Here is a 19,662-nt window from a genome sequence, read left to right as displayed (position 1 = left end):
CCTAAAGAGGCGAAGGGCAGGCTGTTAAATACTTTTATTCGCAGAAGAAAGGCAAAAATAAGCTAAACCGGCGGTTCCGGGCGCAGCAGAGCGAAATGCATTTGTTGCATCGGGAGTATTCAGTAAACGCAATGACAGAATGGGGAAAGACCGTTTTGATAGCGGCATGACTTCAACGGAGTGAACCGCTATGTCGCTGATTACCCTGAAAAGAGGCGCAATGGCCTGGCCGCCGGTCACGCTCACGGGCTGGCCGCTGCTGTTGCCTGCGCTGCTCGCGCTGCTGTGGCATTTTGCGGCGGCACAGCAGTGGATGCCCGCGCAGATATTGCCGGCACCAGTGACGGTCGGTGAGACCGCATTGTCGCTGCTTGGCAGCGATCTGTTGGCGCAATGGGGCGTTAGCCTTCAGCACCTGGCTGTCGGGTTGTTGCTCGGCGTTGCGGCGGGCACGCTGTTGGGTGCGCTCTTCGGCCTGGTGCCTGCCGTCGCGCAGCGTGTGGAGCCACTCTTTTTTGCGCTCGCACAGATCCCCACCCTCGGATGGATCCCGCTGTTTATGGTGCTGTTCGGTATTGATAACGGCATCAAGCTGGCGGTGATCATCAAAACCACCATCGTGCCGATGACCATCAACACCCAACACGCGGTGGGCTGTGTGCCGCACACGCTTGGTGAAGCCGCGAAAGTCATGCGCTTTTCCCGCTGTCAGCGCCTGCGCTGGTTGGTGCTCCCCGCCAGTTTACCGGGCTGGTTTACCGGCCTGCGTCTGGCGCTTGCGCAGGCGTGGGTGTCATTGATTGTGGTCGAACTGCTCGCGTCGTCCGAAGGTATTGGTTACCTGATGGTCTGGGGCCGCCAGTTATTTCAGCTAGATATTGTTTTCGTCACCATTGCGGTGGTGGGGCTGAGCGGGCTGTTAATGGAGTGGGCGGCGAATCGCCTGTATGACCGCTGGGTGTTTTGGCCGCAACCGGCGACCGGACACCGGGCGTGGAAACCGCAAGCCTCCTGGCGCGCGCTGCAACTGCCGGTTTTGTTGGTGGCACTGTGGCAGCTTGCCAGCCAGAGGCACTGGATCGACGCCACGCTGTTCTCTTCACCACTGGCGGTGGCTCAGCGTTTTATGCAGGGCACGATCAATGGCGAACTGATTTCAGCAATGTTGGCGAGTTTCGCCCGTACCGTTAGCGGCGGCATGCTTGGTATCACTGCCGGGCTGCTCTGTGGCCTGCTGCTAGCGCTCTGGCCTCGCGCCGGGCAGATCTTCACCCCCACGCTCAATGTGCTGCGACATATTGCGCTGTTTGCCTGGCTGCCTCTGCTGACAGCATGGGTGGGTAACGATAATGGCGGCAAAATCGTGTTTATCGCGCTGGCGTCATTCTTCCCTATGTTTTTCAGCACATTGCAGGCAGTTAACCAGCGCAACCCTCAACTGGACGAAGTGGCGAAAGTGCTACGACTGCGGGGATTCGCCCGCTTACGCCAGCTTATCTTGCCGGGGGCAGCAACGGGGATTTTCGCGGGATTACGGCTGGCGCTGATCTACGCCTGGCTTGGCAATATCGGCGCTGAATATTTTATGGCCTCCGGCACGGGCATCGGCAGCTTAATGATCAATGCTCAGCAACTGCTGGATATGCCCACCATTCTCTGCGGCATGATTCTGGTTGGCATCACCGGGGCGGCGCTGGATAAAGGCGGGCGTGTATTGGAAATCCGCGCCACTCGCTGGCGTCAACAGGAGCAACCATGATCCCTTCAGTTTCATTTAGCCACGTACGCAAATCGTGGCAGCAGGTGACGGCACTGCAAAATTTCACCCTTGATATCGCCCGCGGCGAACTGGTGGCGCTGGTGGGCAGCAGCGGCTGCGGCAAATCAACGCTTCTGCGTATGTTGATTGGCCTTGAAGCGGTTTCACAGGGTGAAATCTGCGTCAATGGTGAACCGGTCACCGGCATTGGCAAAGAGCGCGGCATCGTGTTTCAGGAGCCTCGGCTGTTTCCGTGGCTGAACGTGCTCGACAACGTGATGCTGGGGCTGGCAGACGAGAAAATCAGCCGGGCGGAAAAGCGCCAGCGGGCGCAGCAGATGCTAGCGCGAGTACAACTGACCGATTTTGCCGACGCATTGCCGTCGCAACTTTCCGGTGGCATGGCGCAGCGCGTCGCTATCGCACGCGGGCTTATCGCGCAGCCGCAAATCCTGATGCTCGACGAACCCTTCAGCGCGCTGGATGCGTTAACGCGCCACACCTTACAGCAGGAATTACTGCACATTCATCGCAGCGCCGGAACGACGACGCTACTGGTCACGCACGATGTGGAAGAAGCGGTCACGCTGGCCGATCGGGTGGTGGTGCTTTCCCCACGTCCGGGCAAGATCCGTGAAGTGGTTACGCTATCGCTTTCCCATCCACGCCAGCGTGATAACGCGCATTTCACCGCCGCCTGTCGCCAGATTCGTACTGCGATCACTTCCGCCTGATGGCTTTCTAAGGAGCATTCTATGGGACACCCTTCTGTTTATCCGACCGGCGCGACACTTTACGATCCGCAACGCGCCTGGAGCGGCTACACCGTTTTTCAGGCCGCCGAACACGGCGCGGTACTGATTGATATGAATGGCACTGTGGTGCGTGAATGGCCGCAACTGCATGGTTTTCCGAATAAAATTCTGCCCGGCGGGGCGATTATCGGCCACAGCGGCGAGCGCGATCCGCGCTACGGTATGCAGGATATGCTGGATCTGATTCAGGTGGACTGGGAAGGCAATGTGACCTGGAAATTCGAACGTTATGAGCAGGTCAGCGACCCCGGAAATGCGACGCGCTGGATGGCGCGCGCGCACCATGATTATCAGCGTGCCGGAAACCCGGTGGGTTATTACGCGCCGGGGCTGGAGCCGCAAGTCGAAGGTGGAAACACGCTGATTCTCGCGCACACCAATTTAGTGAACGAGGCCATTTCCGACCAGGTGCTGCTCGACGACACCATCATTGAGGTTGACTGGCAAGGCAATGTTATTTGGGAGTGGCGCTGTAGCGACCATTTTCACGAGTTGGGTTTTGACGAGGCGGCGCGAACCGCACTGCGCAATAACCCCAATATGCGGGCAAGCGGTGGCGGGATGGGCGACTGGATGCACATCAACTCAATGTCAGCGCTGGGGCCGAATCCGTGGTTCGATGCCGGTGACCGTCGTTTCCACCCGGATAATATTATCTGGGACGCCCGTGAATCCAACATCATCGCCATTACCGATAAGCAAAGCGGCAACATCGTCTGGCAGATTGGCCCGGATTACAGCAAACCTGAACTGAAGCACCTGGGCTGGATAATCGGCCAGCATCATGCGCATATGATCCCGCAGGGGTTACCAGGCGCAGGTAATATTCTGGTCTTTGATAACGGCGGTTGGGCGGGCTACGGCGCGCCGAATCCCGCGTCGGCGGATGGGGTAAAAAATGCCTGGCGCGACTATTCCCGCATTCTGGAGATCAACCCGCAGACGCTGGATATTGAATGGCGTTATTCGCCATATGAGGCCAACATTCCCCATCCGACGGATTCGTCCCGTTTCTATAGCCCCTATATCAGCAACATTCAGCGGCTGGAAAACGGCAATACGCTGATTAACGAAGGTTCGAACGGGCGCATTTTCGAAGTAACCCGCGACCACGAGATTGTCTGGGAATATGTCTCGCCGTTCTGGGGTAAGACGCTGAACAACAATATGGTTTATCGCGCCTACCGCGTGCCTTATGCCTGGATCCCACAATTAACGCAGCCGCTTGAAACACCGATTGATGCCGTTGATGTGCGAACGCTGCGCCAGCCAGGCGCCGCGCCCTCTGGGCCTGCGCAAAGTGTGGTGCGCGTGGCAGGCGTTCAGGCGTACAGCAAAAGTGCCGACGCGCTATGCATTGCCACTGATAACGATTCGCTGCTGCGCAGCCCGAAATTGTTCCGGGTCGCGCAAAGCGCGTTCTTGCCCGTCAGCGAAAACGCGGATCTGCACAGTGAGCAGCCGATGTTGCTGTTTATCGGTGCAGAACGCTGCGTGCATTGCCGTGGGTTATGGCAACAGCTTAATCATCCGCAGCTCGCTGGCCAGATTAACTCGCTCCCCACGCGCTACCTGGATGCTGACCGTTACCCGGCGTTGGCGACGCAGCTTGGCGTGCGCGGCTTGCCGACGCTACTGCTGTTGAAGCAAGGTCAGCCCGTGGCGCGAGCGCCATCCAGTACGTCGGTTGAGAGCCTGCTCAGATGGTTACGCAGCGAGGCGCTGTAGCGGCACGTTACCTTGCATCTCCCACCGGGGTCACGCTGACTTTCTCTGGTTTCGCCATCACCGCGTAGACCACGCCGCCGACCAATAAAATGATGCCGCAAAGTGTCAGCAGCGGCGGCACACTTTTGCGCAACATAAAGGTATACAGCAGCCCGGCGAGGGTTTCGAAAACAATCAGCGGGCCGACAATCACCGTCGGCAATCGCTGGCTGGCGATGTTCCAGAACAGCGTCCCGACCCACGAGCAGAACACGGCTATCACGAACATCAGGGTGATAAACACCAGCGGTTGCGGGCCAAACGGCAGGTCAAAATCGGGTTGTTGCACGCCGAGCCACAAACAGACCGCGAGATAACCTACCAGCGACACCGGCAGTGTGACCAGCGCCTGCGCCGTGGCCCACATCATCGGATTTTTGTCCGGGTTTTCCCGCAGCCAGCTGGCATTGCGCAGCGCATACCACGCCCAACAAACAACGGTGGCAATCGCCAGCGCGATCCCCGAGCCGTAACGCCACCAACTGAAGTTCGGCAACCCGTGGCGCAGTTCGGCGATATTCACACACGCCAGACCAAGGGCAATGAAAGTAAGGGCAGGCGCCAGCCGACGCCAGGCGAGTTTGCCATCACGATGGCTATAAAGGAGGTTCGCGCAGATCGGGATCACCACCGGCAACGTTGCAACAATCATCGTTGAGATTGGCGCGCCCGTGCGCTTTATCGCGCTCGCCAGGCAAATGTAATAGATCTGATTACCCACCACCGATAGCCACGTGGCGGTCAGCCAGTCTTTGCGGGTGAGCTGGCGCAAGCGTTCGCGACCTAGCCATGCCAGCGGCAGGGCGATAATGCCAAGGGCAAGGTAGCGCCCGGTGGATTGGACCGCCGCCGGGTAATCCGGCACGATCAACGGTCCGACAAATACTAACCCCCATAACAGACCTGCTAACAGGGCATACAAGACACCACTAATCATCGGTTCATCCATCATATGTATCGTTCCGCAGCAGTTTAGGAAAACGACGTGCGGAAATATTGTATGAGATTGCCTTACTGGTGCCTTACTCCAGTTTTACCGTTTCTTTACTTTTTCTTTACTATTTTCTTACCTGTTTTTGGTAACGCACGGGTGTGATGCCATAACGGTGGGTGAAAGCGCGGGTGAGATGGGACTGATCGGTAAGGCCGGTAACGGCGGCGACCGCAGCGGCTGGCATCCCCTCGGTGAGGAATTGTTTGGCGCGCCATAGGCGAATGGCCATCAACATCTGGTGGGGAGTGACGTGAAAATGCGCCTTGAACTGGCGCTGGAAGTGATACGGGCTGAGCGCCGCGACGTTCGCCAGTTCATCAAGCGTCAGGCTGCGCATATAGTTGTCGTGCAGATAATCGCGCACCCGTTCGAAGCGGTGCGCACCTTCCTGTCGTTGCGGCGCATGGTGCGCCAGCGGACGGAACGTATCGATCAAATTCAGCAGAATCCCTTGCTGTGTTAACGGATCGTCGGTGTGCCAAAGACCGTGGATCTGCGTGCAGATCTGCTGGCTGCGCAGCGGATCAATGCGTGTGACATCGCTAAACCACCAGTGGCGGATGCCGGTGACCTGTTCGAGAAAATCGGGATCGAGGTACACCATGCGATAGCGCCAGCCGTCTGCGCCTTCGGCTTCGCCAGTGTGTAACTCATCAGGGTTCATGGTGACAACGGAATTTGCCGGCGCGACATATTGCGTGCCGCGATAGCGAAAACGTTCGGCACCGGCTTCAATCGCGCCAATGCCAAACGCTTCGTGGGTGTGTGGTTCAAAGGCGTAGCGAGAAATATGCGCATGATACAGCTCAACGCCCGGCAGCATGGCCAGATGGCGAAAACTCGCGCGATCTTTCTCATCAGTAAACTGTTCTGGTACGCCTTCCACACTCATCCTCCACCGGGCAAGACCGTTATTATTCAGGATGATCCGGCAGCAGGCCACAAAAATTAACCAATTTGTAACCTTTACAGGATGCCGTTGACGCTATCGGCGATCGGTGTCGTCGGGCGGCCAATCAGTTTGCTCAGGGTTTTGCTGTCATCAAACAGGCCGCCTTTTGCCGCACCTGCATCGGAATCCGCCAGCAGGTTAGCAAAGCCTTCTGGCAGACCGACCTCTTTCAACGCGGCGGCGAAATCGGCTTCGCTCAGGTTCTGGTACACCACGTTTTTACCGCTCGCTTTGCTCAGCAGCGCGGCCAATTCGCTCAGCGTCCAGCTGTTATCGCCCGCCAATTCATACACTTTGCCCGCATGGCCCTCCGAGCTTATTACGCGCGCGGCCGCGGCGGCGTAATCCGCACGGGTGGCGGAGGCGATTTTGCCGTCGCCTGCCGCACCAATAAACACGCCGTGCGCCAAAGCCGCCGGGGCGCTGGCCAAATAGTTTTCGCTGTACCAACCGTTACGCAGCAGCGCATAGGGAATGCCGGATTCGGCGAGCAGCTTTTCCGTTTCAACATGTTCAACATGCAGGCCGAGCGGGGATTTGTCCGCATGCAACAGGCTGGTGTAGGCAATGAATTTCACGCCTGCGGCTTTGGCGGCGTGAATCACGTTGCTGTGCTGGGCAGTGCGCTGGCCGACTTCGCTACTGGAGATCAGCAGCAGTTTATCGACGCCCGCCAGCGCCTGTGTCAGCGCGGCCTGGTCGTTATAGTCGGCCTGGCGAACCAGTACACCTTGTTTGCTCAGTGCTTCGGCTTTTGCCGGGTTACGCACGATAGCGACAATCTCTTTTGCCGCGACGGTTTTCAGCAATTCTTCTACCACAAACTGGCCCAGTTGGCCGGTCGCGCCGGTAAGTGCGATCATAACTTTTCTCCTGACGTGTTTGATAAGTGCTGTGGTACGCTAACACCCTAACTAACTTTTAGTAAGTACGTACAAAAAGGTAAGTATGAAAACAGATCCTCGCCCTCAGACGTTGAGTGAAAAAGTGCGCGACGGCAATTTGTTCTCCGAGCAGTGTCCTTCGCGGGAGGTACTAAAGCACGTGACCAGCCGCTGGGGCGTGTTGATCCTGGTGGCGCTCCGCGACGGCACGCACCGTTTTAGCGACCTGCGCCGCAAGATGGGCGGCGTCAGTGAGAAGATGCTGTCGCAAAGCCTGCAATGGCTTGAGCAGGATGGTTTCGTCAACCGCGTGGCGTACCCGGTGGTGCCGCCACATGTGGAGTATAGTCTGACGCCGCTGGGCGAGCAGGTGAGCGAGAAAGTCGCTGCGCTGGCCGATTGGATCGAAATGAATTTGCCGCAAGTGTTGCAGCAGCGCGAAGTTGCATAATCGGTAGGCCGGATAAGGCGAAGCCGCCATCCGGCGAACTGACTGGATGGCGGCTTCGATTGCCGGATGGCGCTGCGCTTATCCGGCCTACACGCGTTTTTACAACGCGAGGCGATAAATCGCGAAGCCAATGTCGTCGTTGGCCACTTTTTGCATCGGATACTGCGCTTTCTCTTTGATAAACGCGGCGGCTTTCTCTGTCGGCGCGGTTTCAAAACGAATATCTAACTGAGTGCTGGAGTGAATCGGCGCCAGTCGCCAGTTGTTGTCGGCCGCCGGGTGGATTTCGCCCGCGCGTTGGGTTTCATCGCCAATCCACTTCGCCAGCACCGCCCGGTTTTCATCCGGCGAGGCGAACGCGATATGGCTATCGCCGGTTCCGGCAAACTTGCCGCCGTAGGCGCGGTAGTTATTGGTGGCGACGAGGAACACCGCGTTCGGATCGATCGGTTTGCCGTTAAATGTCAGATCTTTAATACGTTCCGCCTGCGGGTTAAGGCTCTGGCATTCACCGTCGTAGCGTGCCGGTTGCGTCACATCAATCTGGTAGTTAACCCCGTCGATCACATCGAAGTTATAGGTACGGAAATCGTCCCAGTTGATCAGGTTTTGCGGCTTGTCGCTGTGTGGGTCGATCTGATTAAACTGCCCGGCGGAGCACTCCAACCACTCTTTCACTTCTTTACCCGTCGCTTTCACCACCACCAATGTGTTGGGGTAGAGGTACAAATCGGCGGCGTTACGGAAGGTCAACTGGCCCTTTTCCACTTCGACAAAACTGGCGGGATCGTTTTTGCGCCCACCGGCTTTAAACGGTGCGGCGGCGGAGAGCACCGGCAGTTTCGCCAGATCGGGATCGCCCTGAATAAAGTGTTCCACATAGGCTTTCTGCGCATTGTTCACCACTTGTACGGTCGGATCGTCCTGCACCAGCGACAGGTAGCTGTACATGTTGTCCGCCGATTTCCCGATTGGCTTGCCAACAAACTCGCGGGTGGCATCGTGGTCATGCTTGAGGATCTGCACCAGCTTGCTGTCTTCGCTCACCAGCGCCTTTTTCGCCGCCGCGTCATAAATCGGGCGCGCTTCGGCTTTCGACGCGCTGACCTGCCATTTACCGGCATCGTTGTTCAACACCAGATCGACCACGCCAAGATGATCGCCCCACATGCCCGGCATCACCGACGGCACGCCATTCAGCGTGCCTTTGTTGATATCCGCGCCCTTGATGGCGGCGAAATCTTTACCTGGGAAGACAGCATGCGCGTGACCAAACAGGATCGCGTCCACGCCCGGCACTTCGCTGAGGTAGTAAACGGAGTTTTCCGCCATTGCCTGGTAAGGCTCTGCCGACAGCCCGGAGTGTGCGACAACCACCACCAGATCGGCGCCTTTCGCGCGCATTTCCGGCACATATTTGCGGGCGGTTTCGGTGATGTCATTCACCGTCACTTTGCCGTTCAAATTGGCTTTATCCCACACCATAATTTGCGGCGGCACAAAGCCGATATAACCGATGCGCAAGGTGTGCGTTTTGCCGCCGTTATCAGTAACCGGCGTCTCTTTAATGAGGTAAGGCGTGAACAGCGGCTGTTTGGTTTTCGCATCAATAATGTTGGCGTTCACGTAGGGGAATTTCGCCCCGGCCAGCGCTTTGTGCAGGTAGTCCAACCCGTAGTTGAACTCGTGGTTACCGAGGTTGCCAACGGCATAATCGAGGGTGTTCATCGCTTTATACACCGGGTGGATTTCACCGTTCTTCAGCCCTTTCGCCGCCATATAATCGCCCAGCGGGCTACCCTGGATTAAGTCGCCGTTATCCACCAGCACGCTGTTTTTGACTTCTCCGCGCGCGGCGTTGATCAGGCTGGCGGTGCGCACAAGTCCGAATTTTTCCGTCGCCGAGTCTTTGTAGTAATCAAAATCCATCATGTTGCTATGCAAATCAGTGGTTTCCAGAATGCGTAAATCCACCGTCGTAGCCTGCACGCTGGCCGCAATCAGCGTGGTCAGAAGCGTTGCACTAAACTTAATCATCAGAGGCGTCCTTTTTACGATCTAAGCCACAAAAAAAATGTTGTGAACAGTTTGTTGCTTACAGAATTGTGAATACTGCCATAAAAGTGAGCAAAGAAAATGCAATCCCTCTCACAGATGGCAGATTCCACCGCAATGCGATATAAGTAAAACAACGAGTTACAACCACTGAACAGACAAGAGGTGGATATGTTAGATGCAATTTGCCAGCTCGCGCGGGAAGCGGGCGATGCCATTATGCAAGTGTACGAAGGTCACAAACCGATGGAGGTCACCAGCAAAAAGGATGACTCTCCGGTAACGGCGGCGGATATCGCGGCCCACAATGTGATTGCGCGCGGTTTGCAGGCGTTGACGCCGGATGTGCCGGTGTTGTCGGAAGAAGACCCGCCGACGTGGGACATTCGCCAGACGTGGACGCGTTACTGGCTGGTGGATCCGCTGGACGGCACCAAAGAGTTTATCAAGCGCAATGGCGAATTTACCGTCAACATCGCATTGATTGAAAACGGAAAACCGGTGATGGGCGTGGTTTACGCCCCGGTGTTGAACGTGATGTATTCGGCAGCCGACGGCAAAGCCTGGAAAGATGAAGCCGGCAACCGCCAGCCGATTCAGGTACGCGATGCACGCCCGCCATTGGTGGTGGTGAGCCGTTCGCATGCAGATGATGAATTAAAAGAGTATCTGCATCAGCTTGGTGAACATCAGACCACGGCGATCGGTTCGTCGCTGAAGTTCTGCCTGGTGGCGGAAGGGAAAGCGCAGTTATACCCACGTTTTGGGCCGACCAGCGTGTGGGATACGGCGGCCGGTCACGCAGTTGCGGTCGCCGCCGGGGCGCATGTTCACGACTGGCAGGGGCGCAGTCTGGATTACACCCCACGTGAATCATTCCTCAACCCCGGTTTCCGGGTCTCTATTTACTGAGTAATTTGTGCAGCAGGTCAATTACTTGCTGCACTTCCTGCTGGCTTAACCCGCCATCTTTCGCGAACTGTACGCGGCCCTCTTTATCCAGCACGACAATCGCGGAGCCCTCTTCTTCAAGCTTCCAGGCTTTGCGCGTCACGCCATCGCTGTCGACAATAAACTGCGACCACGGATAGAGCTTCTTGTTGCTTTCAAGGCTGCTGCGCACAAACATTGCGCTGCCCGGAATGGCGTCGTCGGTGTTAACGATGGTGGTGGTTTGGTATTTATCGTGCGGGAATTTGGCGGATTTTATCGCCTCGATCAGCGCGGCATTCTTCTCTTTCGCAGAGGTTCGCCCGGCAATATGCTGCACGACTCGCACTTTTCCTGGAAGCTGGGCGCTATTCCATTTTTTATAGCTAAACTTATCGTTATCCAGAATCAATTCCCCTCTGTCGGCTATGCCCACAGGCGGCACGCGCTGGTTGGTTTCGAAGCTATGCGCCGAAGCGACCAGCGGCAGTAACAAGCATGTCGCTGCCAGGATGTTACGTAGGGTCATGGTGTGTCCTTTTATCTTGTGTTTATGCAGGTGATCCGACCACTTAGTGCGTCATTTTAATCATAAGTGCGATCAATACGCTTTTCCCGCAATCCGGATGCCAGTTTGCGGGCGAACGCACATATCCATGAAAAAATGTGGATTTATACTGCTGAGTTCAGCGGGCTGAAAAGAAAATTCTGAATAATTGTCATCAAAAGGTAAATAAAGTTATTCACGCTATGTATTGATTCGGTTCTGAACTATAGTCATTGAGCATTAAAATTTGCGCTCACCAAAGGCTGGTCCAATTTTGGTACCGCAGGGCGTAATGCTTTACAGGAGAGATAAAAGAATGAAAATTTTCCAGCGTTACAACCCACTTCAGGTGGCTAAGTACGTAAAAATCCTGTTTCGTGGACGGTTGTACATCAAGGACGTTGGCGCTTTCGAGTTCGATAAGGGCAAAATCCTTATCCCGAAAGTGAAAGACAAACAGCATCTGTCTGTGATGTCTGAAGTTAACCGTCAGGTTCTGCGTCTGCAAACCGAGATGGCTTAACCAGTCGTGCTATGCAGTAGTTTAAGTACTATAAAAAACGGCCCCGATGGGGCCGTTGACATTTCTACGTTACGCCGCGCCTTTGTTTTCCGCGTCGGGCAGTTTGGGCGTTAACACCGCCGCGCGGGTGTCGATGCGGGTGACCAGCAGCTGATCGATGCGGTAGTTATCAATATCCACCACTTCAAATTTATAGCCGGAGAATTTCACCGCGTCGGTGCGCTTCGGGATTTTTCGCAGCATAAACATCATAAAACCGCCGATGGTTTCATAGTTGCCCGACTGCGGGAACTCATCGATATCCAGCGCGCGCATCACGTCATCAACCGGTGTACCGCCGTCGATAAGCCATGAGTTTTCATCACGGGCAACGATCATCTCTTCCACCTGGCCCACCAGGTCGCCCATCAGCGTGGTCATCACGTCGTTAAGGGTAATAACCCCCACCACCAGCGCGTATTCATTCATGATCACCGCGAAGTCTTCCCCGGCGGTTTTGAAGCTTTCCAGCGCTTCCGACAGGGTGAGCGTGTCCGGCACAATCAGCGTGTTGCGGATCTGCACACCACTGTTGAGCGCCATGCTCTGGTTCGCCAGCACGCGGTTCAGCAGATCTTTGGAATCGACATAACCGACGATGTGGTCGATATCATCGTTACAAACCAGAAACTTTGAGTGCGGATGCTCGGAAACCTTGTTTTTCAGGCTCTGCTCATCTTCGTGCAGATCAAACCAAATCACGTTCTCGCGCGAGGTCATTGACGACGGCACGGTGCGCGATTCCAGTTCAAAAACGTTTTCAATCAGTTCGTGCTCTTGCTTACGCAGCACCCCGGCTAACGCACCGGCTTCTACAACGGCATAAATATCATCGGAGGTGATGTCATCTTTACGCACCATCGGCAATTTGAAGATGCGGAAAATGATGTTCGCCATGCCATTGAAGAACCACACCAGCGGGCGGAAGACGAACAAACAGAAGCGCATCGGGTTGATGATGCGCAAAGCCACAACTTCTGGCGCAATCATACCGATGCGTTTCGGTGTCAGGTCGGCAAACAGGATGAACATCCCGGTCACCAGCGAGAAGGAGATAATAAAGCTGAGTTGCTCGGCAAGCTCCGGTGAAACGACGTTAATCAACATGCCGTGAAAAACAGGGGAGAACGCCGCGTCGCCGACAATACCGCCAAGAATTGCAACGGCGTTGAGGCCAATTTGCACCACGGTAAAGAAGGTGCCGGGGTTTTCCTGCATTTTGAGAATGCGTTGCGCATTGATGTTGCCATCATCGGCAAGCAGTTTAAGTTTGATTTTTCGTGACGCGGCGAGCGATATCTCGGATAACGAGAAAAACGCACTCACCGCGATCAGACAGAGTATGACTAAGATACTGTTTAACATAATTTATCCAGCTATTAACCGGATCCTCGGAAGGGGGTTTTTGAATATCCATGTGATAAACACAATGAAAGCCGGCCCGAAGCGGTGGACCGGCAATTTCGCCGTTAGTATAGCGTAAGCCTGTTACAGGCTACCAGCGGCGAATTTTTGCCCCTTTTTGGCGGCGATTTCCGCGCGATTTTAGGGGTTAAGTTGTGGTGGCAAACACACGCCAATGCCGCCAATTCCGCAATATCCCTGCGGGTTTTTATATAAATATTGCTGATGTTCATCTTCCGCGTAGTAAAACGGCGTCGCGCTGGTGATGTCGGTCGTTACGTTACGCGCGTCACCGGCTTCGCGCATTGCGGCCTGGAAGCGCTCGAGGCTGGCCTTCGCGGCGTCACTTTGCTCCGGCGTTAGCGGGTAAATCGCCGAGCGGTATTGCGTGCCGAGATCGTTACCCTGGCGCATGCCCTGCGCAGGATCGTGATTTTCCCAGAACACCTGCAACAGTTGCTCGTAGCTCACTACTTTCGGGTCATAAACCACACGTACCGCTTCGGCATGGCCGGTTTGCCCGGTACACACTTCACGGTAGGTCGGGTTTGGCGTGTAACCGCCCGTGTAACCCGCGGCGGTGCTATAAACCCCCGGTAATTGCCAGAACAGACGTTCAACGCCCCAGAAACACCCCATCGCGAACAGGGCGGTCTCCATACCTTCCGGAACATGGGTCATTGAATGCTCGTTAACGGCATGTAAACTGGCGACAGGCATGGGCGTATTGCGTCCTGGCAATGCATCCGATTGAGAAACAAGGTCTTTTTTATCGAGCAGACTCACGGTAATACCTCCCGGAGGATGTGATTGCGGTTAGGGTTGTGTTAAGGCGTGTGTTTTAACACAATAAACGGCATAAATCAGACTAGATTTAAACATAAGAAATTTTGGGGTAGTCGTCCGTTTTTCAACCCGCTTTGCGGGTTTTTATCAGCCTGCGTTTTGTCATTTAGGCAAAATTGGGCTCGGCGCGGAGCTGCGCTTACGTTTCCTTCCAGGGGTGGGAGCGAGGATATTCAGGAGAGAACGTGCCAAAGATCCGTCTTTTATGTTTTGCCGGTTTGTTACTGGTGAGCGAAACGGCTTTCGCCGCCAATGTGCGATTGCAACTAGAAGGGCTAACCGGGGAACTGCGTAAAAACGTGCGTGCCCAGTTATCGACTATTGAAAGTGATGAAGTCACGCCTGACCGACGTTTTCAGGCGCGCGTTGATGATGCCATCCGCGAAGGGTTAAAAGCGTTAGGTTACTACGAACCGACCATCGATTTTGAACTGCGCCCGCCGCCGGAGAAAGGACGTCAGGTGCTGGTGGCCCGTGTCACCGCAGGCAGGCCGATACAGATTGGCGGCAACAGTGTGATCCTGCGCGGCGGCGCGCGTACCGACAGTGATTATCTGGCGTTACTGAAAAAGCGCCCGGCGATTGGCACGGTGCTGAATCACCACGACTACGACAGCTTTAAAAAATCCCTCACCAGCGTTGCGCTGCGTAAAGGCTACTTCGACAGCCAGTTCAACAAAAGCCAGCTTGGCGTCTCGCTGGAGCGCCAGCAGGCATTCTGGGATATCGATTACGACAGCGGTCAGCGCTACCGTTTTGGCGCGGTGACTTTCGAAGGTTCGCAAATCCGCGAGGAGTACCTGCAAAATCTCGTGCCTTTCCATGAGGGCGATTATTACAAAACCCAGGATCTGGCGGAGCTGAACCGCCGTTTGTCGGCCACCGGCTGGTTCAACTCGGTCGTCGTCGCGCCGGAATTCGATCAAGCGCGCAAAACCAAAGTGCTGCCGCTCAAAGGCGTGGTGTCACCGCGCACCAAAAACACCCTCGAAACGGGCGTCGGTTACTCCACCGACGTTGGGCCGCGCGTGAAAGCGACATGGAAAAAGCCATGGATCAACTCTTACGGCCACAGCCTGACCACCAGCATGAGCGTTTCGTCGCCGGAACAGCAGTTGGATTTCAGCTATAAAATGCCGCTGCTGAAAAACCCGCTTGAGCAATATTACCTGGTGCAGGGCGGGTTCAAACGAACCGATCTGAACGATACTGAAGCCGATTCGACAACCCTTGCGCTGTCGCGCTATTGGGATCTCTCCAGCGGCTGGCAGCGCGCCATTAACCTGCGCTGGAGCCTCGACCACTTTACGCAGGCCAACGTCACCAATACCACCATGCTGCTCTATCCTGGCGTGATGATCAGCCGCACCCGTTCGCGCGGCGGGTTAATGCCCTCCTGGGGTGACTCACAGCGCTACTCGGTGGATTACTCCAACACCGCCTGGGGATCGGATGTCGACTTCCTGGTGCTGCAAGCGCAAAACGTCTGGATCCGCACGCTCTACGATCGCCACCGCTTTGTGGTGCGCGGCAATTTGGGCTGGATCGAAACCGGCGATTTCGATCGTGTCCCGCCGGATCTGCGCTTCTTCGCCGGGGGCGATCGCAGTATTCGCGGGTATAAATACAAATCCATCGCGCCGGAAAATGACGAAGGCAAACTGATCGGTGCGTCGAAACTGGCGACCGGTTCGCTGGAATATCAGTACAACGTCACCGGGAAGTGGTGGGGCGCGGCCTTTATCGACAGCGGCGAAGCGGTGAGTGATATCCGCCGCAGCGACTTCAAAACCGGCGCGGGCGTCGGCGTGCGTTGGCAGTCGCCAGTTGGGCCGATCAAGCTCGATTTCGCGGTGCCGGTCGGTGACAAAGAAGAGCACGGATTACAGTTTTACATTGGGTTGGGGCCGGAATTATGAGTTTATGGAAGAAAATCAGCCTCGGCGTACTGGTGTTTATCCTGTTAGTGCTGGGCAGCGTTATTTTTCTGGTGGGCACCACCAGCGGGCTGCATCTCCTGTTTAACGCGGCGAACCGTTGGGTGCCAGGGCTGGAGATCGGCCAGGTCACCGGCGGCTGGCGCGATCTGTCGTTGAAAAACATTCGCTATACGCAACCGGGCGTGGCGGTCAATGCCGGGGAAATCCACTTCGCGCTTAACCTGGGTTGCCTGCGCAACAGCAGCCTGTGCGTCAACGATCTGTCGCTGAAAGACATCAATGTGGCGATCGACAGCAAAAAAATGCCGCCCGCCGCACAGGTCGAAGAAGAGGAAGAGAGCGGGCCGCTGAACCTCTCCACGCCGTACCCGATCACCCTCAGCCGGGTTGCGCTGAACAATGTGAATATCAACATCGACGACACCACCGTGTCGGTGATGGACTTCAGTTCCGGGCTGAACTGGCAAGATAAAAACCTGACGCTGAAACCGACCTTGCTGCAAGGCCTGCTGATTGCGCTGCCCAAAGTGGCCGATGTGGCGCAACAAGAGGTGATTGAGCCGAAGATCCAAAACCCACAGCCGCAAGAGAAACCGCTGGGCGAAACGCTCAAAGCGCTGTTTGAAAAACCGCTGCTGCCGGAAATGACCGATGTGCATCTGCCGCTCAATCTCAATATTGAAGAGTTCCGCGGCGAGCAACTGCGCCTGACAGGCGATACCGACATTCTAGTGCGCAGCCTGTTGCTGAAAGTGAGCAGCATCGACGGGCAAATGAAGCTCGACGCGCTGGATGTTGACTCCAACCAGGGCCAGGTGAACGCCACCGGCAGCGCGCAACTGCGTGATAACTGGCCGGTGGATATCACCCTCAACACGACATTGAATTTCGATCCGCTGAAAGGCGAAAAAGTGAAGATGAAAGTCGGTGGCGAAGTGCGTAAGCAACTCGACATTGGCGTGAATCTCTCTGGCCCGGTGGACATGACGCTGCGAGCGCAAACGCAGCTCGCGGAAGCAGGCTTGCCGCTGAACCTGGACGTGACCAGCCAACAGTTGTACTGGCCATTTACCGGCGAAAAACAGTATCAGGCCGATGACCTGAAGCTGAAGCTCACCGGCAAAATGACCGACTACGCGCTCTCGTTCCGCACGGCAGTGAAAGGCCAGCAGATCCCCCCGGCCACCATCACGCTGGATGGCAAAGGCAACGAGCAGCAACTGAGCCTCGATAAACTGTCGATCGCCGCGCTGGAAGGTACCACCGAACTGAAAGCGTTGCTCGACTGGCAACAGGCCATTAGCTGGCGCGGCGAACTGACGCTTAACGGTATCGACACCGCAAAAACGTTCCCGGACTGGCCGGCGAAACTGAATGGCCTGGTTAAAACGCGCGGCAGCCTGTATGGCGGCACCTGGCAGGTGGATGTGCCGGAACTGAAACTGAACGGCAACGTGAAGCAGAACAAAGTGAACGTCGACGGGCAGCTTAAAGGCAACAGCTATTTGCAGTGGACCATTCCCGGTTTGCACCTGGAGTTGGGCAAAAACAGCGCCGATATCAAAGGCGAACTGGGGGTTAAAGATCTCAACCTCGACGCCACGATTGATGCGCCAGGTCTGAATAACGCCTTGCCAGGTTTGGGCGGCACCGCGAAGGGCGTGGTGAAAGTGCGCGGCACGGTAGATGCGCCGCAGGCGCTGGCCGATATCACCGCCAACAATTTGCGCTGGCAGGAACTTTCCATCGCGCGCGTGCGCGTGGAAGGCGATGTGAAATCCAGCGACCAAATCGGCGGCAAGCTGAACGTGCGTGTTGAGCGCGTCGCGCAGCCTGGTGTCAATCTCAATCTGATTACATTGGATGCCAACGGTAACGAGAAGCAGCATAAGTTACAGTTGCGCGTGCAGGGTGAGCCGGTGTCTGGCCAGTTAACGCTGGCAGGCAGTTTTGACCGCCAGCAGCAGCGCTGGAAAGGCACGCTGAGCGATACGCGCTTTGCCACGCCGGTGGGGCCGTGGACGCTCAGCCAGCCGATTACGCTCGATTACCGCAATCAGGAACAGAAGATTGCGATCGGTCCGCATTGCTGGCAGAACCCGAACGCCGGATTGTGCATCCCGCAAACCATTGATGCGGGCGCGCAAGGCCGCGCGATAGTCAATCTCAACCGCTTCGATTTGGCGATGCTGAAACCGTTTATGCCGGAAACCACCCAGGCGAGCGGCGTGTTTAGCGGTAAAGCGGATGTAAGCTGGGACACCACCAAAGAGGGCTTGCCGCAGGGGCAGGTCACGCTGTCCGGGCGAGGGGTGAAAGTCACGCAAATCGTGAATGGTTCGCCGCTGCCGGTGGCGTTCGACACCCTGAACCTTAACGCGAAGCTGCAAAATAACCGCGCCGATCTCGGCTGGTTAATCCGCCTGACCAATAACGGCCAGTTCGACGGCCAGGTGCAGATTACTGATCCGCAGGGGCGGCGCAATCTTGGCGGCAATGTGAATATCCGCAACTTCTCGCTGGCGATGGCGAACGCCATTTTCAGCCGGGGCGAAAAAGCGGCGGGCACGCTGAACGCGAATCTGCGCCTGGCGGGCAATGCACAAAGCCCGCAACTGTTCGGGCAACTCGGCCTGACCGGGCTGGATGTCGAGGGCAATTTTATGCCGTTCGACATGCAACCCAGCCAATTGGCGATGAATTTCAACGGGATGAGTTCGACGTTGCAAGGTGTGGTGCGCACCGGGCAGGGGCAGATCAACCTGAGCGGCGACGCTGACTGGAGCCAAATCGACAACTGGCGCGCGCGCGTGGCGGCGAAAGGCAGCAAAGTGCGCATTACTGTGCCGCCGATGGTGCGCCTCGATGTGTCGCCGGATGTGGTGTTTGAAGCCACGCCGAGCCTGTTTACGCTAGATGGTAATGTCGATGTGCCGTGGGCGCGCATTGTGGTGCACGATGTGCCGGAAAGCGCGGTGGGTGTTTCCAGCGATGAAGTGATGCTCAACAAGGATCTGCAACCTGAGGAGCCGAAAAGCACCTCGATCCCCATCAACAGCAATTTGACTGTGCATGTGGGCAACAACGTGCGGTTGGATGCTTTCGGCCTGAAAGCGCGGCTGACCGGCGACCTGAAAGTGGCGCAGGACAAGCAAGGGCTGGGGCTGAATGGGCAGATCAACATCCCCGAAGGGCGCTTCCATGCTTACGGGCAGGATCTGATTGTGCGCAAAGGCGAGCTGCTGTTCTCCGGTCCACCGGATCAACCGCTGCTGAATATTGAGGCGATTCGTAATCCTGAATCGACCGAAAACGACGTGATTGCCGGGGTACGTGTGACCGGTTCTGCCGATGAACCGAAAGCGGAGATCTTCTCTGACCCGGCGATGTCGCAACAGGAAGCGCTTTCTTACCTGCTGCGCGGGCAAGGTCTGGAGAGTGAGCAGAGCGACAGCGCGGCGATGACTTCTATGCTGATTGGCTTAGGGGTTGCACAAAGTGGGCAGGTTGTGGGTAAAATCGGCGAGACATTTGGTGTCAGTAATCTGGCGCTGGATACCCAAGGCGTCGGTGATTCTTCGCAAGTAGTGGTCAGCGGCTATGTGCTGCCGGGTCTACAAGTAAAATATGGTGTAGGAATTTTTGACTCACTGGCGACTCTCACGTTACGTTATCGCCTGATGCCTAAGCTGTATCTTGAAGCGGTGTCTGGCGTAGATCAGGCACTAGATTTGCTCTATCAGTTTGAGTTTTAGC

Annotated in this window: 15 protein-coding genes; 8 read left to right on the top strand and 7 right to left on the bottom strand. The window is 56.1% G+C overall.

Going from position 1 to position 19,662, the window contains the following annotated elements:
• The first annotated feature begins 190 nt into the window (after positions 1 to 190).
• Genes AAEY27_RS19690 through AAEY27_RS19680 form a run of 3 tightly spaced genes read left to right on the top strand, consistent with a single transcriptional unit; the run spans position 191 to position 4,302 of the window.
• Entirely contained in the window at positions 191 to 1,759 is a 1,569-nt protein-coding gene (locus AAEY27_RS19690; protein WP_342322476.1) for an ABC transporter permease, read from the top strand.
• Positions 1,756 to 2,493, top strand: a complete 738-nt coding sequence (locus tag AAEY27_RS19685) for an ABC transporter ATP-binding protein (protein WP_342322475.1) — start codon at positions 1,756 to 1,758, stop codon at positions 2,491 to 2,493. Before AAEY27_RS19690 ends, AAEY27_RS19685 begins: the two co-directional genes overlap by 4 nt.
• A 21-nt stretch (positions 2,494 to 2,514) precedes the next feature.
• Positions 2,515 to 4,302, top strand: a complete 1,788-nt coding sequence (locus AAEY27_RS19680; RefSeq protein ID WP_342322474.1) for an aryl-sulfate sulfotransferase — start codon at positions 2,515 to 2,517, stop codon at positions 4,300 to 4,302.
• A 7-nt stretch (positions 4,303 to 4,309) separates the two neighbouring features.
• On the opposite strand, the gene AAEY27_RS19675 is transcribed toward AAEY27_RS19680, so the two are convergent.
• The 3 genes from AAEY27_RS19675 to AAEY27_RS19665 all read right to left on the bottom strand — a co-directional run bounded on the left by AAEY27_RS19675 (position 4,310) and on the right by AAEY27_RS19665 (position 7,150).
• Positions 4,310 to 5,278: a DMT family transporter gene (locus tag AAEY27_RS19675; RefSeq protein ID WP_342325647.1), complete on the bottom strand. Its 969-nt coding sequence runs from the start codon at positions 5,276 to 5,278 to the stop codon at positions 4,310 to 4,312.
• Between the two features lie 121 nt (positions 5,279 to 5,399).
• Positions 5,400 to 6,221, bottom strand: a complete 822-nt coding sequence (locus AAEY27_RS19670) for an AraC family transcriptional regulator (RefSeq protein ID WP_342322473.1) — start codon at positions 6,219 to 6,221, stop codon at positions 5,400 to 5,402.
• Positions 6,222 to 6,301: 80 nt separating this feature from the next.
• Positions 6,302 to 7,150 (bottom strand): SDR family oxidoreductase, encoded by an 849-nt coding sequence (locus AAEY27_RS19665; RefSeq protein WP_342322472.1) that lies wholly within the window; start codon positions 7,148 to 7,150, stop codon positions 6,302 to 6,304.
• Positions 7,151 to 7,235: 85 nt separating this feature from the next.
• On the opposite strand from AAEY27_RS19665, the gene AAEY27_RS19660 reads away from it, so the two are divergent.
• On the top strand, positions 7,236 to 7,622 hold the full coding sequence (locus AAEY27_RS19660; protein ID WP_342322471.1) for a winged helix-turn-helix transcriptional regulator: 387 nt from the start codon (positions 7,236 to 7,238) through the stop codon (positions 7,620 to 7,622).
• A gap of 99 nt (positions 7,623 to 7,721) precedes the next feature.
• On the opposite strand, the gene AAEY27_RS19655 is transcribed toward AAEY27_RS19660, so the two are convergent.
• Positions 7,722 to 9,659, bottom strand: a complete 1,938-nt coding sequence (locus AAEY27_RS19655; RefSeq protein WP_342322470.1) for a bifunctional 2',3'-cyclic-nucleotide 2'-phosphodiesterase/3'-nucleotidase — start codon at positions 9,657 to 9,659, stop codon at positions 7,722 to 7,724.
• A gap of 189 nt (positions 9,660 to 9,848) precedes the next feature.
• On the opposite strand from AAEY27_RS19655, the gene cysQ reads away from it, so the two are divergent.
• Positions 9,849 to 10,589: a 3'(2'),5'-bisphosphate nucleotidase CysQ gene (cysQ, locus tag AAEY27_RS19650; RefSeq protein ID WP_342322469.1), complete on the top strand. Its 741-nt coding sequence runs from the start codon at positions 9,849 to 9,851 to the stop codon at positions 10,587 to 10,589.
• Here the strand turns inward: cysQ and AAEY27_RS19645 are convergent.
• Positions 10,579 to 11,136 carry a YtfJ family protein gene (locus AAEY27_RS19645; RefSeq protein WP_342322468.1) on the bottom strand — a complete coding sequence of 186 codons (558 nt, stop codon included), beginning with the start codon at positions 11,134 to 11,136 and terminating at the stop codon, positions 10,579 to 10,581. The two genes, cysQ and AAEY27_RS19645, sit on opposite strands and share 11 nt — an antisense overlap.
• A gap of 334 nt (positions 11,137 to 11,470) precedes the next feature.
• On the opposite strand from AAEY27_RS19645, the gene AAEY27_RS19640 reads away from it, so the two are divergent.
• Positions 11,471 to 11,677: a DUF1107 domain-containing protein gene (locus AAEY27_RS19640; RefSeq protein WP_004857160.1), complete on the top strand. Its 207-nt coding sequence runs from the start codon at positions 11,471 to 11,473 to the stop codon at positions 11,675 to 11,677.
• Between the two features lie 69 nt (positions 11,678 to 11,746).
• On the opposite strand, the gene AAEY27_RS19635 is transcribed toward AAEY27_RS19640, so the two are convergent.
• Positions 11,747 to 13,081 (bottom strand): hemolysin family protein, encoded by a 1,335-nt coding sequence (locus tag AAEY27_RS19635; RefSeq protein WP_342322467.1) that lies wholly within the window; start codon positions 13,079 to 13,081, stop codon positions 11,747 to 11,749.
• 180 nt (positions 13,082 to 13,261) lie between these two features.
• On the bottom strand, positions 13,262 to 13,906 hold the full coding sequence (msrA, locus tag AAEY27_RS19630) for a peptide-methionine (S)-S-oxide reductase MsrA (protein WP_342322466.1): 645 nt from the start codon (positions 13,904 to 13,906) through the stop codon (positions 13,262 to 13,264).
• A 245-nt stretch (positions 13,907 to 14,151) separates the two neighbouring features.
• On the opposite strand from msrA, the gene tamA reads away from it, so the two are divergent.
• Together tamA and tamB are read left to right on the top strand one after the other, a co-directional pair.
• Positions 14,152 to 15,885 (top strand): autotransporter assembly complex protein TamA, encoded by a 1,734-nt coding sequence (gene tamA / locus AAEY27_RS19625; protein ID WP_342322465.1) that lies wholly within the window; start codon positions 14,152 to 14,154, stop codon positions 15,883 to 15,885.
• On the top strand, positions 15,882 to 19,661 hold the full coding sequence (gene tamB, locus AAEY27_RS19620) for an autotransporter assembly complex protein TamB (protein WP_342322464.1): 3,780 nt from the start codon (positions 15,882 to 15,884) through the stop codon (positions 19,659 to 19,661). The genes tamA and tamB overlap by 4 nt, the downstream gene beginning before the upstream one ends.
• Position 19,662: the final 1 nt, after the last annotated feature.

It is taken from the genome of Kosakonia sp. BYX6 (assembly GCF_038449125.1).
Lineage (GTDB): Bacteria > Pseudomonadota > Gammaproteobacteria > Enterobacterales > Enterobacteriaceae > Kosakonia > Kosakonia calanthes.
This window is presented reverse-complemented; position numbering and strand designations above follow the sequence as displayed.